Raw genomic sequence first — 19989 nt, forward strand, 5'->3', positions numbered from 1 at the left:
AGGCCGTTGGCCGAGACATTCATCGTCATTCGAGGTGCGAGACGTGCTGCGCGAACCCCAAGGCGGCGGCGACATCCGCGAGATGGTCGAGACGGACCGCGTGCCGGCGCCGGAGGCCGCGCTGCCGGTCATCGAGGCAGCCGGCTGGCCAATCGCCATGCGTCGCTGGTTCGTTGCCGCGCTGAATCTGGCGACGATCGTCGGGCTCGCCGCGGGCGTGACGCTGATCCTGTCGGGCGACGGGATCGATGCTCTCGAAGCCGTCATCCTCGCCGGTTTCGCGCTGGCGACGCCGTGGACGGTGCTGGGCTTCTGGAACGCGGTGATCGGTCTCGTCCTGCTGCACGGGCCCGCCGACCCGGCGGCCAGCGTCTATCCGTTCTTCGAGGCCGGACCCGCGGGGCGCCCGGCGCGGCTGACCAGCCGCACCGCCATCGTCATGACCCTGCGCAACGAGGCGCCGGAGCCGAGCTTCGAGCGCCTGGAGGCCATGCGCCGCAGCCTCGCCAAGACGGGGCTTGCCGACCATTTCCGCTTCTTCGTCCTCAGCGATACCGACGACGTCGAGATCGGGCAGCGCGAAGAGGCGGCTTTCGAGCGATTTACGACCATCTTCGCGCTCGGCCGGGAGCCCGTCTATCGCCGCCGCCTCGACAATGCCGGCTACAAGGCGGGCAACATCGCCGCGTTCCTCGCCGACGAGGGGGTGGAGTACGATTATTTCCTGCCGCTCGATTCTGACAGCGTCATGGCCGGCGACGTCATGGTGCGCATGGTGGCGGCGATGGAGCGGCATCCGCGGCTCGGCATCCTTCAGAGCCTCGTTGTCGGCATGCCGGCGAACAGCGGTTTTGCGCGGATCTTCCAGTTCGGCATGCGTCACGGCATGCGCTCCTTCACCATGGGCGCCGCCTGGTGGAACGCCGATTGCGGGCCCTATTGGGGGCACAATGCCGTCATCCGCACGGCGGCGTTCCGGGCCCATTGCAGGCTGCCGGACCTGCCGGGTCGCCCGCCGCTCGGCGGGCCGGTGCTCAGCCACGACCAGCTCGAGGCGGCCTACATGCGCCGCGCCGGCTACGAGGTCCGGGTGATCCCGGTCGAGACCCGCAGCTACGAGACCAATCCGCCGACCCTGCCGGACTTCGCCAAGCGGGATTTGCGCTGGTGTCAGGGCAACATGCAGTACTGGCGGTTCCTGTTCACGCCCGGCCTTGCGCCGCTCAGCCGCTTCCAGATCCTGCAGGCGATCCTGATGTACATGGCGCCGCCGGCCTGGCTGGCGATGACCATCGCGGCCTGTGCCAAGGCCGTGACCGGGACCTTCGACGCCCGCTATGTCGAGCTCGGCCTGGGACTGTTCGCGGTGATCTTCTTCCTCAGCATCTCGCCCAAGCTGGCCGGCGCGCTCGACGTGGTGCTGACCCGCGGCGCCGTGCGCTCCTATGGTGGCCCGCTGCGCTTCGCCGTCTCGACCCTTGTCGAGATCCTGATGTCCATGCTGATGGCGCCGGTCGTCGCGGTCTATGTGACGATCTTCCTGGCCGGGCTGCCCTTCGGGCGCTCGGTGACCTGGAGCGGCCAGAACCGCGACGTGCTGGGTGTGGGCTGGGGTTTGGCGATCCGGGCGATGTGGCCGCAGACCCTGTTCGGCGGTGTGATGGCGGTCACGCTGTTCGCCGCCGCGCCGCTGGCGCTGGTCTGGTCGCTGCCCTTCGTTGCCGGCCTTCTCGTGGCGATCCCCTTCACCGTCGTCACCGCCATGCCGGTCCTCGGCCGCGTCCTGTCGCGGGCCGGCTTGTTTGCCGTGCCGGAGGAATCCGCCCTGCCGATGGTGCTGAAGGATCTGGTGCCGGCGACCGCGCGGCGCTGGCGGCGTCCCGTCGCCGGCGAGGCTGTCCGAAACGCCTATGCCGCGCCGGTGCCGATCCGGATCGACGCGGACATCGGCCGCCGCTGATGGGTGGACGCGGCGTCGGCAGCTTCCGGGGCTGGTCGGGCATCCTGCGCAGCCTTGCCATCTATCACGGCGATCGCCGGCATCGGCGCACCCTCGCAGCCTTCTATGGCGGTCTGGTCCGGCCGGGGGACCTCGTCTTCGACATCGGCGCCCATGTCGGCGACCGGACCCGTGTCCTGCACGGTCTCGGCGCGCGGGTGGTGGCTGTCGAGCCCCAGCCGAGGCTTGCCTTCCTGCTGCGGCTGGCCTTCGGCTGGCGCCGCCGCATCGACATCGTGCAGGCGGCCGTTTCCGATGCGCCGGGCGAGATCCGACTGCATGTGAACAGCGCCAATCCGACCGTCACCACGGGGTCGGACGCGCTGGTCGCGGCGGCGGCAAGCGGGACCGGTTGGCGCGATCAGGTCTGGGACGGGGCGGTCACCGTGCCGGCGGTGACGCTCGACGATCTGATCGCCGCCCATGGCCGGCCCGCCTTCATCAAGATCGACGTGGAGGGACTGGAGGACCGGGTGCTCGCCGGGCTGAGCGCCCCGGTGCCGATCCTCTCCTTCGAGTTCACGACCTTGCAGCGGGACGTCGCGCTGGCCGCGCTGTCCCGGGCAAGCGCGCTGGGCTATCGCCGGTTTCGCCTGTCGATCGGCGAAAGCCATGCCTGGGAAACGTCGGCGGGCGACACCGTGGAAGCGATGGCCGCGCATCTGTCCCGCCTGCCGGAGGCGGCGAATTCCGGCGACGTCTACTGCTTCCTCGATCCCGCCTGACGCGGCGCAATCGAACCGCGGTCAGCCGCCGAACAGGCGATCGACGGCCAGGAGATGGCCGCCGCGTTCCGCCTTGGTGCGCAGATAGCGGCGGTTCTCGACCGTTACCGTGCCGGTCACCGGGGTGCGATCCACCACGTCGATGCCGCAGGCCTTCAGATAGGCCACCTTGAGCGGGTTGTTGGTCAGAAGGTCGATGCGCTTGATGTCGAGGCCGTCGAGCATGGCGGCGGCGGTCTCGTAGCGGCGTTCGTCGGCCCCGAAGCCCAGCTCCGCATCGGCGTCGATCGTGTCGAGGCCTTCGGCCTGCAGGCCGTAGGCGCGCATCTTGGATGCGATACCGGTGCCGCGCCCTTCCTGGTCGAGATACAGCAGCACGCCGCCGCCGCGCGCTTCCAGCGTCTTCAGGCCGTTGCGCAGCTGGTCGCCGCAATCGCATTTCAGCGACCCGAAGAGATCGCCGGTGATGCAGGAGGAGTGGACCCGCACCGGCACCGGAAAGGCGCGGTCCGGCTGGCCGACCACGATGGCGATCTGGTCGCGCTGGGCAAAGCCGCCGCGGAACACGACGAAGCGCGCCTCCTTGATCCCCGCCAGCGGCACGGCCGTCTCGGCCACCACCTCGAACCGGCGCGACGTCGCGGCGAGCGCCACGGCGATGTCGCCGACCCCGATGGTCGCGCAGTCGGCGAAGATCGGATCGTCGGCGGCGATCGACGCACAGACGATGGCCGGCAGCAGCAGCGCCAGGCGGGCGACGCCGGCAGCCTCTCCGGCTAGGCGGCTGGCCGGTTGCCAGCCTTCGGGCGGAACGGCACCGCGCAGATAGCCGAGGTGACAGGCGGTGTCGAAGTCCATGCCGTCGATGCCGATCATGGCGCCATCCGGGGCGTCGATGGCAAGAACGCTGGCGCGCTGCTGCGTCAGATAGAGCTGCAGACGGTCGCCTAGTATGTCGGAGAGGTCGCGGAAGCCGGCGGGCGTCGCCGTGTCCAGCGTCAGCGCGACCAGTGCCGCGCCGTCTTCGCCGAGGATCCGGATCGGCCGCCCGAAGCGCAGTTCCGCAGCGGCGCGCTCGCAGCGGATCGCCGCATCGGGACCGAAGGACGCCAGCGACACCTGTGCCGGGTCGGCTGCTGACGCGTTGGTGTGGATGGTCATCCTACCCGCCCGTTCTGGCCCCTTCGCGGACCGTTCGCGTTGCTTCGACCGGAACCCGATCGCTGGCACCCTATGTCGGGTCGATGGGGAAAATCCCCAGCGCCCGATATGGGATAGATCGTCACCCCTTGCGAAACGGCCGAGCCGTCGCAGTCCTGTTGACCGGATCACATGGGGATTTAGTTCCTCTCTCCAGATTCACCAGTCCTGCCGACGCCGCGCGGCCCCGGCTGCGAATTCAGCCACTTGCGCGACGACCTCGCCCATCGAGGCCGGTGTGTGCAGCGCGGGGACGCCGACATCGCTGCTGCCGGCGAGCCACGATCGATCGAAAGGCGACTGTGCCCATGACGACCATATGTCGCGCTCTCTGGCTCGAGGGGCCGGATCGACCGGATTTGCGCGTCGAAGACCTCGGCCCGCTCGCCGTGGGATCGGTGGAGATCGCCAGCCGGTTCGGGGCGATCAGCCGCGGCACCGAGGCGCTGGTGGCGGCGGGACACGTGCCGGAGAGCGAGCACGAGCGGATGCGCGCGCCTCTCCAGGCGGGTGATTTTCCGTTTCCGGTGAAATACGGCTATTCGACCGTCGGCGAGATCGTTGCCGGCCCGCCCGAACGGCTCGGCCAGACGGTCTTCTGCCTGCATCCGCATCAGGACCGGTTTCAGGCGCCCGCCGCGATGGCCGTTCCGGTCCCGGACGATGTGCCGGCGGAACGGGCGGTGCTCGCCGCCAACATGGAAACCGCGCTCAACGTGGTCTGGGACGCAGGGATTGCGCCCGGCGACCGGTTCGCCATCGTCGGGGGCGGCCTCGTCGGTCTGCTGGTCGCTTGGCTGGCCGCCCGCATTCCCGGCACCGACACCTGCCTCCTCGATCTAAACCCCGAGCGGGCCGCCATCGCGCAGACGCTCGGCTGTCGTTTCGCCTCCCCGGCCGGGGCACCGGCCGATTGCGACGTGGTCGTCCACGCCTCCGCCAGCGCGGCAGGGCTTGCGACCGCCATCGAAGCGGCGGGCTTCGAGGCGCGCATCGTCGAGTTGAGCTGGTATGGCGACCGCCCGGTCAGCGTGCCTCTGGGCGGGGCGTTCCACAGTCGCCGCCTGCAGATCGTCGCTTCGCAGGTCGGCCATGTGCCGCCCGATCGCCGGGCGCGCTGGAGCCTCGGTCGCCGGATGGCCACGGCCCTGGCGCTGCTCGCGGACCCGCGCCTTGACGGGCTCGTCTCCGGCGAAACCCGCTTCACTGAGCTGCCCGAGCGCTATGGCGGCATTCTCGCCGACCCGGCGACACTGTGCCACCGCATCCGCTACGACTGAATTTTCATCCGACCGCTTCCCGAAAGGACCTGCCCATGTTCGCCGTCGAAGTCCGCGACCACATGATGATCGCCCACAGCCTGCCGCGTCCGGTCTTCGGGCCGGCGCAGGGCATGCACGGCGCGACTTTCGTCGTCGACGCGGCATTCTTCACCGACAGCCTCGACGCGGATGGCCTTGCCATCGATATCGGTCTGGCGACCGAGATTCTCGCCAGCGTCGTCAAGCCGCTGAACTACCAGAACCTCGACGAACTCGAGATCTTCGCCGGCAAGGTGACGACCACGGAATTCCTGGCCAAGCATCTCTTCGATGCGATCGCCGCGAAGATCGCCGCCGGGGAGCTCGGCGACGGCGGGGCCCGGGTGAAGCGCCTGAAGATCCAGCTGCACGAATCCCACGTGGCGCGCGCCTGGTACGAGGCCGATCTTTGATCGGAACGCTGTATTTCGCGATCCCCGGCAATCTGGCGACCCGCAGCGGGGGCTATGGCTATGACCGCCGGATGATCGCCGAACTCGGCGCCCTTGGCTGGCAGGTCAACCATCTGCCGCTGCCGGGCGGCTTTCCGCAGCCGGATGCCGCGTGCCTCGCCGAGACGGCGCGCCTCTTGGCCGGACTGCCGGACGGAGCGCTGGTACTGGTCGACGGGCTGGCCTTCGGTGCAATGCCGGAGATCGCTGCGGCCGAGGCCGAACGCCTGCGTCTCGTGGCGCTGGTCCATCATCCGCTGGCGCTGGAAACCGGGCTCGATGCCGCAACGGCCGCGGCACTGGCGGCGAGCGAGCGGCGCGCCCTCGGTTTCGCACGGGAGGTGGTGACCACCAGCCCGACCACTTCGCGGGAGCTCGTCGCCAACTTTGCCGTCGCCAACGACCGGCTCGCCGTCGTGGTGCCCGGCACCGGGGCGGCCGCGAAGGCACAAGGCAGCAGCAACGACGTTCCGACGATCCTGTCGGTTGGCAGCCTGATCGCCCGCAAGGACCATGCGACCCTCGCGGACGCGCTGGCCCGCATCCGCGACCTTTCCTGGCACTGCCGGATCGTCGGCGACGAGATTGCCGACCCGGCGACGGCCGAGGCCTTGAGGTCCCGGGTCGTCGAGCTGGGGCTTGGCGACCGTCTCACCCTGTGCGGCGCAAGCGAGGCGATCGACCGGGAGTATGCGGCGGCCGACATCTTCGCCCTGGCCAGCCGCTACGAGGGCTATGGCATGGTGTTCGCCGAGGCGCTGGCGCACGGCCTGCCGATCGTCGGCTGTGCGGGCGGGGCGGTGCCCGAGGTCGTGCCGGAGACGGCCGGCATACTGGTTCCGCCGGGCGATGCCGCCGGCATTGCCGACGCGCTGCGCCTGCTCTTGATTCAGCCGGAGCGGCGCCGCGCGATGGGCGACGCAGCCTACGCGGCGGGACAGGTGCTGCCGTCGTGGCGCCAGAGCGCCGGGACACTTTCACACATTCTGACAAGGGCCATGGCATGAGCGGCTTCGACACCAACTGGCTCGATCTTCGCGAACCCGCCGACGGGGCGGCGCGGGGCGCAGGCCTGCTGCAGGGCGCCGTCGCCTGGCTGGAGGGTGCGGGTGACGCCCCGCTCGCCGTCGATCTCGGCTGTGGCACCGGATCGACGTTGCGCGCCGTGTCGCCGCACGCGCCGCGCCTGCGCTGGCGGCTGGTGGACAATGATGCGGCGCTCCTGGCCGAGGCCGGGCGACGGCTCGTGGCCGCAGAGGATGTCGAGACAGTGCAGGCCGATCTGAGCGATCTCGATGCCCTCGACCTGTCCGGCGTCCGGCTGGTCACGGCATCCGCCCTGTTCGATCTCGCCTCGCGCGATTTCGTCGAGCGGCTGGCTGATCGGCTCGTTGCCGAAGGGGCCGGGCTCTATGCCGCGCTCAGCTATGACGGCAGCGTTGCCTGGAGCGAGGCGCATCGGCTCGACGCGGCGGTGGTGGCGGCCTTCAACGGCCATCAGCGCGGCGACAAGGGGCTGGGCACGGCGCTCGGACCCGATGCGGGATCGGCCCTTGCCGATGCCTTCGCGGCGCGCGGATACGCCGTGCGCACGGCGTCCTCGCCATGGCGTCTCGGCGCGGACGAGGCGCCGCTGCGGCGGCTCTTCGATGCCGGCATGGCGGATGCGGTGGCGGAAACCGGCGCGATCGCGACGCCCGATCTTGCCGGCTGGCGGCAGATGCGGATGGAGAATGCCGGGCGCGGTACCTGCCGCGTCGGTCATCTCGACGTGCTGGCCCTGCCGCGCTAGCGCAGGCCTCGCCTGTCAGATCATCCGATGCAAGGTCGCGTCGCGGCGCAGGATGTGGTGGTGCAGGACGCCGCCCATGTGCAGCACGAACAAAGCGAGGATCGACCAGGCTAGGATTTCGTGCACCTGCATCAGGATCGGCGCGAGATCGTCGGACTTGCCGACCGGGCTCCAGACCGTGCCGAGGCCGAACCAGTCGAGCGGAAAGCCGAAGGCGTTGGTGGCGAGGAAGCCGACGATCGGCTGGACGATCAGGACGACATAGAGAAGGCCGTGGACGATATTGGCGATGCGCGCCTGCCAGACCGGCATCGGCGGATGCGGCGGCGGCGGGTAGAGCAGCCGCAGGGCCATGCGCGCCAGCATCAGCCAGAGGATCAGGAAGCCGAGGGACTCGTGGAAGAAGTAGAAGCCGGTCTTGGCGTCGTCCTTGACCACGCTGATCACCGCGCCGAGCGGCCAGACCGCCAGGACGAGAACCGCGACGGCCCAGTGCATCAGCCGCGAGGCGACCGGATAGGCGAGGGGGTGGGATGCGATCCTGTCCTGCATAGTCATTCTGGCTCGGCCTCCGGCTCGGGACCCTACCCTAGGTCAGGTCGGTGACTTTCAGAAGTCCGACAAGCCGGCGCCGCGTCAGCCGCCGATCGCCCGGGCGGTGGCGAGAGAGACGGACTTGATCTGGGCAAAGACGCGGTCGCCCGGCGTCAGCGACAGGCGGCGCGCCGAGCGGCGGGTCACCTTGGCGACAAAGCTCAACTGTTCGGCCCCCTCCAGCGCCAGGAAGACCGCATAATCAGCGGCATTGGCCGGTTCGATCGCAAGGATGCGCACCTTCAGCGTGTTGGAGATGGTCGACAGGGTCGGGATCTCGCGCGACAGGCTGACGTCGCGGGCCTCGATGCGCAGGCGCCGCGCCGCGCCGACATCGTGCGGGCCGCTGCCGTCGACGAAGACCGGCTGGCCGCCGAGGTCGAGTTCGGTGAGGGCGTCTTCGGCATGGTGGGCGACGACTCGAGCCGGCAGCACCGCCGCGGCATGGGGATCGCGCACGAAGCCGAGGCCGGAATCGGTGAGCGCTGCATTGAGCGCGCCGGCGGCGCGGACCCGGCCCTTCTCGATCACCACGATCCGGTCGGCCAGCCGTTCCACCTCGGCGATGTCGTGGCTGACATAGAGAACGGGAATGGCGAGCTCGGCCTGCAGCGCCTCGAAATAGGGGAGGATCTCGTCCTTGGCGAAGCGGTCGAGGGCCGAGAGCGGCTCGTCCATCAACAGCAGCTTCGGCCGGGACAGGATGGCGCGGCCGAGCGCGACCCGCTGGCGTTCGCCGCCCGACAGGCCGGCCGGCGCGCGGGCAAGCAGCGGTGCGAGCCCGAGGAGCTCGACGATCTCGGCGTGATGGGCGGCATCGACACCGCCGGGGCTGCGGCTGGCGCCATAGACAAGGTTCTTCGCCACGGTGAGATGCGGAAACAGGCTGGCTTCCTGGAAGACATAGCCGACGGCCCGCCGGTGGGGCGGGCGAAAGCTCGCGGCGTCCTGCCAGATCTCGTCGCCGACGGTGACGCGGCCGTCGAAGGCGGCCAGCCCGGCAACGCCGCGCAGCACCGAGGTCTTGCCGGAGCCGGAGGGGCCGAACAGCGCGGTCACCCCGGTCGCCGGCGCCGCGAAGGCGATGTCGAGCGCAAAGGCGCCGAGACGGCCCGCCAGGGCGACGGAGAGGCCGGCCGGCCCGGTTTCGGCCTCGGCGCTCACGGCTGGGGCTGGCCGATGCGGCGGCCGAACAGGGTCATCGCCAGGATGACGAGGAAGGAGAAGACCAGCATGCCGCCGGCGAGGATATGAGCCTCGGCCCAGCGCAGGGTCTCGACATAGTCGTAGATCGCCACCGAAAGCACCTTGGTCTCGCCCGGGATGCTGCCGCCGATCATCAGGACGACGCCGAACTCTCCGACCGTATGGGCGAAGCCCAGCACCGCGCCGGTGAGAAAGCCGGGCAGCGCCAGGGGCAGAGCGATGGTCCGGAAACGATCAAGCGGCGAGGCCCTGAGGGTCGCCGCGACCTCCAGCGGGCGGTCGCCGATCGCCTCGAAGGCGTTGCGGATCGGCTGGACGACGAAGGGCATGGAATAGATCACCGATCCGATCACCAGCCCCTCGAAGCTGAAGGCGAGGGTGCGCAGGCCGAGAAGGCCGCCGAGGCCCTCCGGCCCCAGCGCGATCAGCAGATAGAAGCCGAGGACGGTCGGCGGCAGCACCAGCGGCAGGGCGACCAGCGTGCCGACGATCTCCTTCCACCGCGCCGTCGATCGCGCCAGCCACCAGGCCAGCGGCGTGCCGAGGACGAGCAGGATCAGCGTCGTCGCCGCGGCGAGCTGGATGGTCAGGAGGATCGGGGTCCAGATGTCGCCGCCATCGAACATCGGCCGTCAGGCTCCGGTCTCGTAGCCATAGCGGCGGATGATGGCGCCCGCTTCCGGGCTCTTCAGGAAGTTCAGAAAGGCCCCGGCCGCGGCGCTGTCCCGGCCGGCTTCGAGGAGCACGGCATCCTGGTCGATCGGGTCGTGCAGTTCTGCCGGAACCTGCCAGTGCGAACCGCCCGGCTTGCCGGCGACCTGCGCCAGCGCGACGAGCCCCAGCTCGGCATTGCCGGTCGCGACGAACTGGTAGGCCTGGGCAATGCTGGTGCCCTGCACGAGCTTCGGCCGAACCGCCTCGTAGATCCCGAGCGCCTGCAGCGTGGCGACGGCCGCCGCGCCATAGGGGGCGGTGGCCGGATTGGCGATGGCCAGCCGGTCGAAGGCGCCCTTGGTCAGCGTTGTCTCGCCGGTCACGCGGGACGGCTCGCTGCTGTAGAGGACGAGGCGGCCGATGGCGTAGGTGAAGCGGCTGCCGGCAACGGCGAGCCCCTCGGCGACGGCTTTCGCCGGTCGCGCGGCGTCGGCCGCCAGGAACACCTCATAGGGCGCACCCTGCGAGATCTGGGTGTAAAGCGTGCCGGTCGAGCCGAAGCTGAGTTCGGCAGTGTCGCCGGTCGCAGCCGTGAAGGCGGCGGCGATCTCCTGCGCGGCCTCGGTGAAGTTGGCAGCGACGGCCACCCGCGTCGAGGCCGCCATGGAGGGAGAAACCGCGAGAGTCAGCGCGGTCAGCAATGTCGCGCTCTGCGCAAGCCAACGCGACACGAAGCGACGGATCGCGCAGCCGGCACGTGGGGCGTTGCTCAACCCGAAGCTACCGTAACAGGGCATCTGGCGTGGCCGGTGCGGTCTTATGGCTTGAGCTCCGCCAGTGCGCGCTCGACTTCCGCCGCGGTCGGCATGGCCGACTGGGCGCCGAGCTTGCGGCAGGCGAGGGAGGCGGCGACCGCGGCGCGTTCGGCCGCGTCGTCCGGCGCGCGCCCTTCGGACAGGCCTACGGCGAAGACGCCGACAAAGGTGTCGCCGGCGCCGGTGGTGTCGACGATCTCGACGCTCATCGCGGGGATGGAGCGCACCGGCCGGTTCCGGTCGGCGATGATCAGGCCGCGCGACCCCCGTGTGGCGATGACGGCGAGGTCCAGGCGTTCGGACAGAGTGCGCGCCCGCTCGGAGGCGTTGCCGCTCTCGACCGCGCAGATCGTGGCGGCCGAACGCAACTCGCTCTCGTTGACGACCAGCACGTCGGCCAGTTCCATCAGTTGCAGCATGCCCGCCTCGTCGAGATCCGGCGGCACGGGGGCGAGATTGACCACCGTGCGGGCGCCGGCATCCCGCGCGGCCCTTGCCGCCGCGACGCATTCGGCCAGTGGAATCTCCATCTGCAGGACGAGGATGCTCTGCGGGCCGAGCCGGCCGGGCGCCAGCGCTCCGGCGGTCACGCAGCCATTGGCGCCGCTGGCGACGGTGATGGCGTTCTCGCCCGCGGCGTCGATCGAGATGAAGGCGCAGCCGGTGCGCTCGGGCGCGGTCTGCAGCCCGCCGACATCGATGCCCTCGCCGCGCAGATTGTCGGCCACCGCCTGGCCAAGAACATCGTCGCCCACCGCGCCGACCATGGCGACCCTGTTGCCGCCGCCGATCATGCGGGCCGCGGCGACCGCTTGGTTGGCGCCCTTGCCGCCGAATAGCTGCTCGTAGCGTGGTGCCAGCACGGTCTCGCCGGGCCGGGCGATGCTCGCCACCCGGCAGACGAGATCGACATTCAGCGAACCGAAGACCAGAACGTCGGCCGGCGTCGTCTCGTCAGTGTCGGCCATCAATGGGGTCTCCTCTGCGGGGCGTGGGCTGCCGGTCTGCGGCAATGCCAGCCGTCATCTGATCGCGCTTGTCGCCGATCCGCGGCACCGGCTCAAGACGCGTTACTGTCGGTGTCGGGATGGCTGTGGATCGGATCGACCCAATAGACTTCCTCGGGGCGCTCGACCGGTTCGACATCGGTGATGTTGACCACCACCGCCTCGTTGTCGGAGCGCACCAGGACGCATTCGAGGGGCGCGTCGGGATCGGCGTTGATCTCCTGATGCGGCACATAGGGCGGCACGAAGATGAAGTCGCCCGCCTCGGCCTCGGCGACATATTCCAGCCGCTCGCCCCAGCGCATCCGCGCCTTGCCGCGCAGGACGAAGATAACGCTTTCCAGCGCGCCGTGGTGATGGACGCCGGTCTTGGCGTCCGGCTCGATGGTCACCGTTCCGGCCCAGATCTTCTGCGCCCCGACGCGGGCATGGTTGATCGCCGCCTGGCGGAACATGCCCGGCGTCTGCGCAGTGTTGGAATCCAGCCGGTCGCCCTTGATGACGCGCACGCCGTCGTGCTTCCAGCGCGGCTCGTCGGTCGGTGCGTCACTCATGCGGCGGTCTCCCTCATCCCTGTCCGCGCGACGTTATCGCCAGTTCGGCCAGGGCTGCAATCGCCATTGCGTGAACGCGAGCGCGCGGATCAGGCTGAGACCGGCGCACCGCCGACGCGGATCTGCGGGCGGCGCCATTCGGCCGGGCCCGTCGTGTGGACCGAGGTGCCCGTCGCGTCGACCGCGACGGTCACCGGCATGTCCTCGACGGTGAATTCGCGGATCGCCTCCATGCCGAGATCCTCGAAGGCCAGGACGCGGGACGAGCGGATGGCCTTCGACACCAGATAGGCGGCGCCGCCGACGGCGATGAGATAGGCGGCGCCATGCCGGCGGATGGCGTCGATGGCGGCGGGTCCGCGCTCGGCCTTGCCGATCATCACCAGTAGCCCCGTCGCGGCGAGGATCTGGTCCGTGAACGGGTCCATACGTGTGGAAGTGGTGGGGCCGGCCGGGCCGACAACCTCGTCGCCGATCGGATCGACCGGGCCGACATAGTAGATGGCCCGACCCTTCAGATCGACGGGCAGCGGCTCGCCGCGGTCCAGCATCGCCGCCATGCGCTTGTGGGCGGCGTCGCGGCCGGTCAGGAGCCGGCCCGACAGGAGCAGCGTCTCTCCCGCCTTCCAGCTTGCCACCTCCTGCGGGGTGATCCGGTCGAGATCGACGCGGCGGGTCTCGGCAGCGCCGGCGAGCGCGATCTGCGGCCACAGATCGATCGACGGCGGGACGAAGGTCGCGGGGCCGGAGCCGTCGAGGACGAAGCTCATATGCCGGTCGGCGACGCATTGCGGGATCAGCCCGACCGGCTTGGAGGCGGCATGGGTTGGATGGGTGGCGATCTTGACGTCGAGCACCGTGGTCAGGCCGCCGAGGCCCTGGGCGCCGATGCCGAGGGCGTTCACCGCCTCGTAGATCTCGATCCGCAACTCCTCGAGCATCGAGGCGGGCCCGCGGGCCAGAAGATCGGTCATGTCGATCGGGGCGAGCAGCGATTCCTTGGCGAGGATCATCGCTTTTTCGGCCGTGCCGCCGACGCCGATGCCGAGTAGGCCCGGCGGGCACCAGCCGGCCCCGAGCCCTTCGACCGTTTCCAGCACCCAGTCGACGATCGAGGCGCCGGGATTGAGCGCGGCGAAGCGCGCCTTGTTCTCCGAACCGCCGCCCTTGGCCGCGACGGTCACCTTCACGCTGTCCCCGGCGACCATCTCGACATGGGTGACGGCCGGCGCGTTGTTGCCGGTGTTGCGGCGCTCGAAGATCGGATCGGCGACGATCGAGGCGCGCAGCGGATTGGCCGGGTCGGTGTAGGCGCGGGCGACGGCCTCGTCGACGAGCTCGGCCAGCGGACGGCGACTGTCGATCCGCGCCTGCATGCCGATCTTGACGAAGACGTTGACGGTGCCGGTGTCCTGGCACATCGGCCGCTTGCCGAGCGCCGACATGCGGGAATTGACCAGAATCTGCGCCATGGCGTTGCGCGCGGTCGGGCTTTCCTCGCGCTCATAGGCCCGGGCGAGATGGGCGACGAAGTCCGGCGGATGATAGACCGAGATGTATTGCAGCGCGTCGGCGACGGAGCGGATGAAGTCGGCTTCGGCAATCGGCGCTGCGTGCATGTCGGTTCTCTCCCGGCCGGTCCCCGCCCATACCCGGCGCTTATGGCCGCGTCGCGTCGCGTCGATGGCGGGGCGGCCGGTTATTGCATTTCCTCCCTTACGATGTCACCGCCGTGGGAACGGTCGCTCAGGGCGGTCACGGTCCTTGTGCGAGCGCATCCCGTCTGCTGCTCGAAACCTGCGGAGAGCCCCATGAACGATGATCTTGCCGGCATTCTGGTCGTCTCCGTCGAACAGGCGGTTGCCGCCCCCTACGTCTCGGGGCGGCTGGCCGATGCCGGGGCGCGGGTCCTGAAGATCGAGCGGCCGGAGGGCGATTTCGCCCGCGGGTACGACAGTCTCGTCCATGGCGAGAGCGCCTATTTCGTCTGGCTGAACCGCGGCAAGGAATCGGTCCGGCTGGACCTGAAGGACCCGGCCGACCGGGAGCGCCTGGCGGTGCTGATCGGCGAGGCCGACGTGTTCATCCAGAACCTCGCCCCCGGCGTCATTTCGCGCCTGGGCTTCGACATGGCGGAACTGCGAGAGCGCTTTCCCCGGCTGATCACCTGCGCGATCTCCGGCTATGGCGACGACGGCCCCTTCGCGCATCTGAAGGCCTACGACCTGCTGGTGCAGGCCGAAACCGGCCTGTCCTCGGTGACCGGCAATGCGGAAGGCCCGGCCCGCGTCGGCGTCTCGGTCTGCGACATCGCCGCCGGCATGACGGCGCTGTCGTCGATCATGCAGGCGCTGTTCGTGCGCGAGCGCACCGGCAAGGGCCGGCACATCTCGCTGTCGCTGTTCCACGCTTTGTCTGACTGGATGAACGTGCCGTATCTGCAATATGTCTATGGCGGCAAGACACCGCCGCGCAACGGCCTCTCGCATCCGACCATCGCGCCCTACGGCGTCTTCGAATGCGCCGACAAGCGAGCGATCCTGTTCTCGATCCAGAACGAGCGGGAATGGGCCAATCTCTGTGCCAAGGCGCTGGAGTTGCCGGATCTTGCCACCGACGAGCGCTTCGCCTCGAACAATGCGCGGGTCGCCAACCGGCCGGCGCTGGAGGCGATCATCCAGGAGGTGTTCTCGCGCTTCGACCGCGACGCCATGGCTGAGAAGCTGGAAGCGGCGAAGATCGCCTATGGACGCCTGTCGACCATGGAGGACGTCAAGCACCACGCCCAGAACCGGACGGTGACGGTGGAGACGCCGACCGGGCCGGTGACGATGCTGGCGCCAGGCTTCCTCGTCGACGGAAAGCTGCCGGAGTTCGGCCGCGTGCCGGCGCTCGGCGAGGACACTGACAAAATCTTCGCCGAATTCGGCCTGACCGGATCGGACGGCAAGGCCGGCTGACACCGATCGCCGGCCGCCGCCAGGACTATTCGGCGGCGGGCTGCATCTTCGGTGCCGGCAGTTCGTCCTTGGCGCGCTGGGGGAATTCGGTCACCCGGCGCCAGGACGGCGCGTCCGGCTCATCCTGCGTCGCGTCCGCCGCGACGGCATGGGCGGGGGCGGCCGGGACTTCGCCGGTCACGTCACCGTCGTCGCTGGCATTCGGCCGCACTAGCCAGCGGAACAGCCGGCCGACCGTGTGGCTGAGATCGTCCATCAGCGTATAGAGCGACGGGATGAAGATCAGCGACAGGACGGTGGAGACCAGCAGGCCGCCGATCACCGCGATCGCCATGGGCGCGCGGAACTCGCCGCCTTCGCCGGTCGCCATGGCCGCCGGCACCATGCCCGCCGCCATGGCCAGCGTGGTCATGATGATCGGCCGGGCCCGCTTGCGGCCGGCGTCGATGATCGCCTCGGTCTGGGGCATTCCGTGCTTTTCCTGCTCGACGGCGAAATCCACCAGCATGATCGAGTTCTTGGTGACGATGCCCATCAGCATCAGGATGCCGATGACCACCGGCATGGAGATCGCCGTGTGGGTGAGGAGCAGGGCGCCGACGACGCCGCCGACCGACAGCGGCAGCGAGGCGAGGATGGTCAGCGGCAGGAAGACGCTGCCGAACAGGAGGATCAGCACGACCAGCACCATCATGATGCCGGCGCTCATGGCCGAGGCGAAGCCGGCGAAGACCTCGCCCTGGATCTCGGCGTCGCCGACCTCCTGGATGCGGACGCCGGGCGGCAGGTTCTTGACCGCCGGCAGCGACATGATCCGCTCGCTGCCCTGGCCGATCTCGTAGCCGGGCGCCATCGAGGTGCCGACCTTCACCAGCCGCTCGCGGTCGTAGCGGTCGATGGTCGAGGGGCCCTGGCCGAAGCCGATATCGGCGACGCTGTCGAGCGGCACCGAGGCGCCGGTGCCGGTCGTCACCCGTAGGTTGCGGATGGTCGACAGGTCCTGGCGGGCGCTTTCGCGCAGTTCCACCCGGATCGGCACCTGCCGCGTGCCGACATTGAACTTGGCGAGATTGGCGCCGACGTCGCCGATGGTGGCGACGCGCACCGTTTCGGAGATGGCGTCGGGCGCGATGGCGAGATCGGCGGCCTTGTCGAGCCGCGGCACGATGCGGATCTCGGGTCGAGCGAAGGACGCCATGGCCGACGGGTTGGCGAAGATCGGATCGCGCCGCATCTGGGCTTCGAGGTCGGCCGCGGCGGCGGACACCTTGGCGCCGTCGTCGCCGAGAATGCCGACGGAGAGTTCACGCTCGCCGCGGTCGTTGACGTAATAGGAGCGGATGTCCGGGATCGCCGCCAGCTTGGCGTCGATGATCGGCTCCAGCTGGGCCTGGCTGCGGGTGCGCTCGAACTTGCGCGTCAGATTGATGGTCAGCGCGGCGCGGCGCACCTCCAGCGTGCCGGTCGGGCTGGCGCCGCCGATCACCAGGACGCTGCGCACCTCCGGCAGTTCGCGGATCGAGGCGACGGCTTCGTCGGTGACGGCGCGGGTGGTTTCCAGCGTCGAGCCGGGCGGCAGTTCCAGCGACACGACGATGCGCGAGGCGTCTTCCTTGGGTATGAAGCCGGTCGGCAGATATTTCACCGCATCGATCGACAGGGCGAAGAGGCCGATGCCGACCGCCAGCGTGATCCAGCGCCAGCGCACGGTCAGGCGCAGGAAGCTGGTATAGGCCCGCATCAACAGGCCATCGCTCTGCTCGGTCGGGTGCGGCATGCCGAGATAGGCAAGGAGGATCGCCAGCCCCACCGCGCCGGCCATGACGAAGAGCGACAGCTCCGTCGCCTGATCGAAGCTCAGCGCGGGCACCATGGCGGCATAGGGGCCGAGGGCTCCGGCCACCGGATTGTCCGGTCCGGCCGAGGGCAGGAAGGCGATGGCGAAGAGCGCGCCGATGGCAAGACCCGCCAGCGGTGCCAGCAGCATCAGCCGGCGGCGCAGCAGCCGCCCGAAGCTCGGGCCGCCCACCGCATGGGCATGGAAGAAATAGGCCGCCAGCATCGGGGTAATGAGCCGGGCGACGAGCAGCGAGAAGAACACCGCCACCGCGACCGTCAGGCCGAACTGCTTGAAGTACTGGCCGGCAATGCCGCCCATGAAGCTCACCGGCGAGAACACGGCGATGATCGTCATGGTGATGGCGATGACGGCGAGGCCGATCTCGTCGGCCGCTTCCATGGCGGCGCGGTAGGGCTTCTTGCCCATGCCGATATGGCGCTCGATGTTCTCGATCTCGACGATGGCATCGTCGACGAGAATGCCGGTGACCAGCGTGATGGCGAGCAGGCTGACCAGATTGAGCGAGAAGCCCATCAGGTCCATGGCCCAGAAGGTGGGGATGGCGGCGAGCGGCAGGGTGATCGCCGCGACGGCCGTGGCGCGCCAGTCGCGCAGGAAGAGCAGCACCACGATGACCGCCAGAAGGGCGCCCTCGGCGAGGGTTTCCATGGCGGATTCGAAATTGCCGTAGGTGTAGGTAACGCTGTCGTCGATCTTGGAGAAGGTGACGTCCGGGTTGGCCGCGGCGAGCTTGGCCACGGCCTCGGCGGCGCGGTCTGCGACGGTCGTGTCGCTGGCGCCCTTGGAGCGGTAGATCGAGAAGGCGACGACCGGCCGGCCGTCGAGCCGGGCGAAGGAGCGCGGCTTTTCCCAATTGTCGACGACCTCGCCGAGTTCGGCGAGACGCACCTGCCGGCCGCCGCGCAGATAGATGCGCGTCTCGGCGAGCCCCTGCACCGTGTCGGCAGAGGAGAGGGTGCGGATCGCCTGTTCCTGGCCGCCGAATTCGCCGCGACCGCCCGACAGGTCGACATTGGTCGAGCGCAGCTGCCGGTTGACCTCGCCGGCGGTCACGCCGAGGGCGGCCAGCCGGTCGGGATCGAGCCGCACCTGGATCTCGCGCTCCACGCCGCCCATGCGCTCGACCCGGCCGACGCCGTTGAGGCCCTGCAAGGCGCGGATGACGACGTCGTCGACGAACCACGACAATTGCTCCGGCGTCTTGCCGGGCGAGGCCGCCGCATAGGTGACGATCGACTGGTTCTCGACCTCGATGCGCTGGATCACCGGTTCGTCGATCGTCAGCGGCAGATCGGAGCGGATCTTGGCGACCGCATCCTTGACGTCGTTGGTGGCGCGGTCGGTATCGATCTCCAGCCGGAATTCAGCCGCCGTCACCGAGGAGCCGTCGGTGATGGTGGAGGTGACATGCTTGACGCCGGAAATGCCGGCGATGGCATCCTCGACCTTCTTGGTGACCTGCGTCTCCAGTTCCGACGGCGCGGCTCCGGATTCGGTGATCGTAACCGCGACGACCGGCACGTCGATATTGGGAAAGCGCGTGATCGGCAGGTTGATGAAGCTGGAGATGCCCAGCGCCACCAGCACGAAGAACAGGAGGATCGGCGGGACCGGGTTGCGGATCGCCCAGGCGGAGAAGTTCCAGTTCATCCTTCGCCCTCCGCGCTCTTCAGGGCGACGGCCGTCACCGCGTCGCCGTCGCGCACGAAGGTACCGGCCAGCGCCACGACCTGGTCGCCCGCCTCGAGCCCTTCGACGATCTCGGCGTCGCTGCCGGTGGTGATGCCGAGGGTGACCTCGCGGGTCTCGATGGTGCCGTCGCGCACCACCTGCACCACGGCCGTGTCGGCATCGGCAATGATCGCGGTGCGCGGAACGACGACGCCGGTGGAGCGGTCCGTCTCGACCACGCCGCGGGCAAAGCTGCCGGTGCGAAGCTCGGACGAGGCGGGCAAAGCGACGCGGATGCGGCCGAGCCGCGTCGTCGCATCCACCATGGGCGAAACGAGGCGGATCTTGCCGGTGACCGGTTCGCCGCCGCCGGCCAGGGTGACCGTCACCGCCTGCCCTTCGGCCAGGCGGCGCAGCACGGTCTCGCCGACCTCGGCATCCAGCTCGATCTGGCCGTCGCGGGCGATCTCGAACAGGCCGCCGCTGGCCCCCGAGACGACGCTGCCGAGGCGGGCGGCCCGCGACAGGACCAGACCATCTGAGGGTGCCTTGATCTCGGCCTTCGCCTTGCGCAGTTCCAGTTCGCGCCGCTCGGCAAGGGTCAGCGCCCGGTCGGCCTCGGCGACGGCGACGCCCTGGCGGGCGCTGGCGAGCGCGGCGTCGGCGGAGGCGGCGGCCGAAATGCGCTGGTCGAGGACGTCCTGGCCGACAATGCCCTTCTCGGCCAGCGGCCTTGTGCGGGCGAGGGCGGACTGGGCCTCGGTCGCGATGGACTCGGCTTCGGCGATGCGGCTCTTCGCCTGGGCGATCGCGGCATCGGCGCGGGCGGTCTGGGACTGGCTGCGGGCAAGGCCGATCTCGATCATGTCGGTGTCGAGCCGGGCGAGGACATCGCCGGCTGAAACGATGTCGCCCTCGTCCGCCAGCAGGGCCTCGATCCGCAAGCCTTCGACGTCGCTGCCGACGACGACGGTCTCGCGCGGCCGCAACGTGCCGGTGACGGTGACGGTGGAGACGATCTCGCGCCGCTTCGCCTTGACGACGGAGACGCTGGGGGCCTGCAGCGCGGCGGTCGCGGCCGGCGCATCCTGGGCCATGGCGCTGGCCGGCAAGGCCGCGACGGCGGCTGCCAGAAGAAGGGCGAGGGGACGCAGGGACATGGCAGGCCTCGATCTCTTGCGGGCCGAGGCCCGCCTCA

General features: G+C 69.6%; 17 protein-coding genes. 7 read left to right on the forward strand and 10 right to left on the reverse strand.

The genetic code is table 11. The features are described 5' to 3' along the window. The first annotated feature begins 43 nt into the window (after positions 1–43). Positions 44–1960 carry a glucans biosynthesis glucosyltransferase MdoH gene (gene mdoH / locus H9Q09_RS16695; RefSeq protein WP_187391961.1) on the forward strand — a complete coding sequence of 639 codons (1917 nt, stop codon included), beginning with the start codon at positions 44–46 and terminating at the stop codon, positions 1958–1960. Then, positions 1960–2724: an FkbM family methyltransferase gene (locus H9Q09_RS16700; RefSeq protein ID WP_187391962.1), complete on the forward strand. Its 765-nt coding sequence runs from the start codon at positions 1960–1962 to the stop codon at positions 2722–2724. The genes mdoH and H9Q09_RS16700 overlap by 1 nt, the downstream gene beginning before the upstream one ends. Positions 2725–2745: 21 nt before the next feature. Here H9Q09_RS16700 and ribA read toward each other — a convergent pair whose 3' ends face one another. Further along, positions 2746–3885: a GTP cyclohydrolase II RibA gene (gene ribA, locus H9Q09_RS16705; protein ID WP_187391963.1), complete on the reverse strand. Its 1140-nt coding sequence runs from the start codon at positions 3883–3885 to the stop codon at positions 2746–2748. A gap of 347 nt (positions 3886–4232) precedes the next feature. Between ribA and H9Q09_RS16710 the strand changes: the two genes are divergently transcribed. Genes H9Q09_RS16710 through H9Q09_RS16725 form a run of 4 tightly spaced genes read left to right on the forward strand, consistent with a single transcriptional unit; the run spans position 4233 to position 7469 of the window. Beyond that, positions 4233–5204, forward strand: a complete 972-nt coding sequence (locus tag H9Q09_RS16710; RefSeq protein WP_230788619.1) for a zinc-binding alcohol dehydrogenase — start codon at positions 4233–4235, stop codon at positions 5202–5204. A 35-nt stretch (positions 5205–5239) separates the two neighbouring features. After that, complete coding sequence (locus H9Q09_RS16715) at positions 5240–5638, forward strand: 6-carboxytetrahydropterin synthase (RefSeq protein WP_187391965.1); 399 nt, start codon at positions 5240–5242, stop codon at positions 5636–5638. Next, positions 5635–6684 (forward strand): glycosyltransferase family 4 protein, encoded by a 1050-nt coding sequence (locus H9Q09_RS16720; RefSeq protein WP_187391966.1) that lies wholly within the window; start codon positions 5635–5637, stop codon positions 6682–6684. The genes H9Q09_RS16715 and H9Q09_RS16720 overlap by 4 nt, the downstream gene beginning before the upstream one ends. Next, positions 6681–7469 carry a methyltransferase domain-containing protein gene (locus H9Q09_RS16725; protein ID WP_187391967.1) on the forward strand — a complete coding sequence of 263 codons (789 nt, stop codon included), beginning with the start codon at positions 6681–6683 and terminating at the stop codon, positions 7467–7469. Before H9Q09_RS16720 ends, H9Q09_RS16725 begins: the two co-directional genes overlap by 4 nt. 15 nt (positions 7470–7484) lie before the next feature. On the opposite strand, the gene H9Q09_RS16730 is transcribed toward H9Q09_RS16725, so the two are convergent. From H9Q09_RS16730 to H9Q09_RS16760, 7 genes are all read right to left on the reverse strand, one after another. Continuing rightward, complete coding sequence (locus H9Q09_RS16730; RefSeq protein WP_187391968.1) at positions 7485–8027, reverse strand: cytochrome b/b6 domain-containing protein; 543 nt, start codon at positions 8025–8027, stop codon at positions 7485–7487. A gap of 78 nt (positions 8028–8105) precedes the next feature. Further along, entirely contained in the window at positions 8106–9227 is a 1122-nt protein-coding gene (gene modC / locus H9Q09_RS16735) for a molybdenum ABC transporter ATP-binding protein (protein ID WP_187391969.1), read from the reverse strand. Continuing rightward, entirely contained in the window at positions 9224–9895 is a 672-nt protein-coding gene (gene modB, locus H9Q09_RS16740; RefSeq protein WP_187391970.1) for a molybdate ABC transporter permease subunit, read from the reverse strand. The genes modC and modB overlap by 4 nt, the downstream gene beginning before the upstream one ends. Before the next feature lie 6 nt (positions 9896–9901). After that, the gene (modA, locus tag H9Q09_RS16745; protein ID WP_246716198.1) at positions 9902–10588 is read right to left on the reverse strand and encodes a molybdate ABC transporter substrate-binding protein; all 687 of its coding nucleotides are present in this window, start codon (positions 10586–10588) and stop codon (positions 9902–9904) included. A 152-nt stretch (positions 10589–10740) separates the two neighbouring features. Next, positions 10741–11706, reverse strand: a complete 966-nt coding sequence (locus tag H9Q09_RS16750) for a ribokinase (protein ID WP_187391972.1) — start codon at positions 11704–11706, stop codon at positions 10741–10743. Between the two features lie 92 nt (positions 11707–11798). After that, positions 11799–12299, reverse strand: coding sequence for a cupin domain-containing protein (locus tag H9Q09_RS16755; protein ID WP_187391973.1), 501 nt, complete (start codon positions 12297–12299; stop codon positions 11799–11801). 89 nt (positions 12300–12388) lie between these two features. After that, on the reverse strand, positions 12389–13918 hold the full coding sequence (locus H9Q09_RS16760) for a fumarate hydratase (RefSeq protein WP_187391974.1): 1530 nt from the start codon (positions 13916–13918) through the stop codon (positions 12389–12391). A 192-nt stretch (positions 13919–14110) separates the two neighbouring features. Between H9Q09_RS16760 and H9Q09_RS16765 the strand changes: the two genes are divergently transcribed. Further along, on the forward strand, positions 14111–15259 hold the full coding sequence (locus tag H9Q09_RS16765; protein ID WP_187391975.1) for a CaiB/BaiF CoA-transferase family protein: 1149 nt from the start codon (positions 14111–14113) through the stop codon (positions 15257–15259). A gap of 25 nt (positions 15260–15284) precedes the next feature. On the opposite strand, the gene H9Q09_RS16770 is transcribed toward H9Q09_RS16765, so the two are convergent. Next, positions 15285–18770, reverse strand: a complete 3486-nt coding sequence (locus tag H9Q09_RS16770; protein ID WP_187391976.1) for an efflux RND transporter permease subunit — start codon at positions 18768–18770, stop codon at positions 15285–15287. After that, positions 18767–19951, reverse strand: coding sequence for an efflux RND transporter periplasmic adaptor subunit (locus H9Q09_RS16775; protein ID WP_246716192.1), 1185 nt, complete (start codon positions 19949–19951; stop codon positions 18767–18769). Before H9Q09_RS16775 ends, H9Q09_RS16770 begins: the two co-directional genes overlap by 4 nt. Between the last annotated feature and the right edge of the window lie 38 nt (positions 19952–19989).

The organism is Aurantimonas sp. DM33-3 (assembly GCF_014334315.1).
GTDB lineage: Bacteria > Pseudomonadota > Alphaproteobacteria > Rhizobiales > Rhizobiaceae > Aurantimonas > Aurantimonas coralicida.

What these genes read in the sequence shown, in the direction of transcription:
- H9Q09_RS16765 (WP_187391975.1), top strand. Translation starts at nt 14,111, where the DNA reads ATGAACGATGATCTTGCCGGCATTCTGGTCGTCTCCGTCGAACAGGCG.
- H9Q09_RS16755 (WP_187391973.1), bottom strand. Translation starts at nt 12,299, where the DNA reads ATGAGTGACGCACCGACCGACGAGCCGCGCTGGAAGCACGACGGCGTG.
- H9Q09_RS16750 (WP_187391972.1), bottom strand. Translation starts at nt 11,706, where the DNA reads ATGGCCGACACTGACGAGACGACGCCGGCCGACGTTCTGGTCTTCGGT.
- H9Q09_RS16710 (WP_230788619.1), top strand. Translation starts at nt 4,233, where the DNA reads ATGACGACCATATGTCGCGCTCTCTGGCTCGAGGGGCCGGATCGACCG.
- H9Q09_RS16715 (WP_187391965.1), top strand. Translation starts at nt 5,240, where the DNA reads ATGTTCGCCGTCGAAGTCCGCGACCACATGATGATCGCCCACAGCCTG.
- modB (WP_187391970.1), bottom strand. Translation starts at nt 9,895, where the DNA reads ATGTTCGATGGCGGCGACATCTGGACCCCGATCCTCCTGACCATCCAG.
- modA (WP_246716198.1), bottom strand. Translation starts at nt 10,588, where the DNA reads ATGGCGGCCTCGACGCGGGTGGCCGTCGCTGCCAACTTCACCGAGGCC.
- ribA (WP_187391963.1), bottom strand. Translation starts at nt 3,885, where the DNA reads ATGACCATCCACACCAACGCGTCAGCAGCCGACCCGGCACAGGTGTCG.
- H9Q09_RS16770 (WP_187391976.1), bottom strand. Translation starts at nt 18,770, where the DNA reads ATGAACTGGAACTTCTCCGCCTGGGCGATCCGCAACCCGGTCCCGCCG.
- H9Q09_RS16730 (WP_187391968.1), bottom strand. Translation starts at nt 8,027, where the DNA reads ATGACTATGCAGGACAGGATCGCATCCCACCCCCTCGCCTATCCGGTC.
- H9Q09_RS16700 (WP_187391962.1), top strand. Translation starts at nt 1,960, where the DNA reads ATGGGTGGACGCGGCGTCGGCAGCTTCCGGGGCTGGTCGGGCATCCTG.
- H9Q09_RS16725 (WP_187391967.1), top strand. Translation starts at nt 6,681, where the DNA reads ATGAGCGGCTTCGACACCAACTGGCTCGATCTTCGCGAACCCGCCGAC.
- H9Q09_RS16775 (WP_246716192.1), bottom strand. Translation starts at nt 19,951, where the DNA reads ATGTCCCTGCGTCCCCTCGCCCTTCTTCTGGCAGCCGCCGTCGCGGCC.
- H9Q09_RS16760 (WP_187391974.1), bottom strand. Translation starts at nt 13,918, where the DNA reads ATGCACGCAGCGCCGATTGCCGAAGCCGACTTCATCCGCTCCGTCGCC.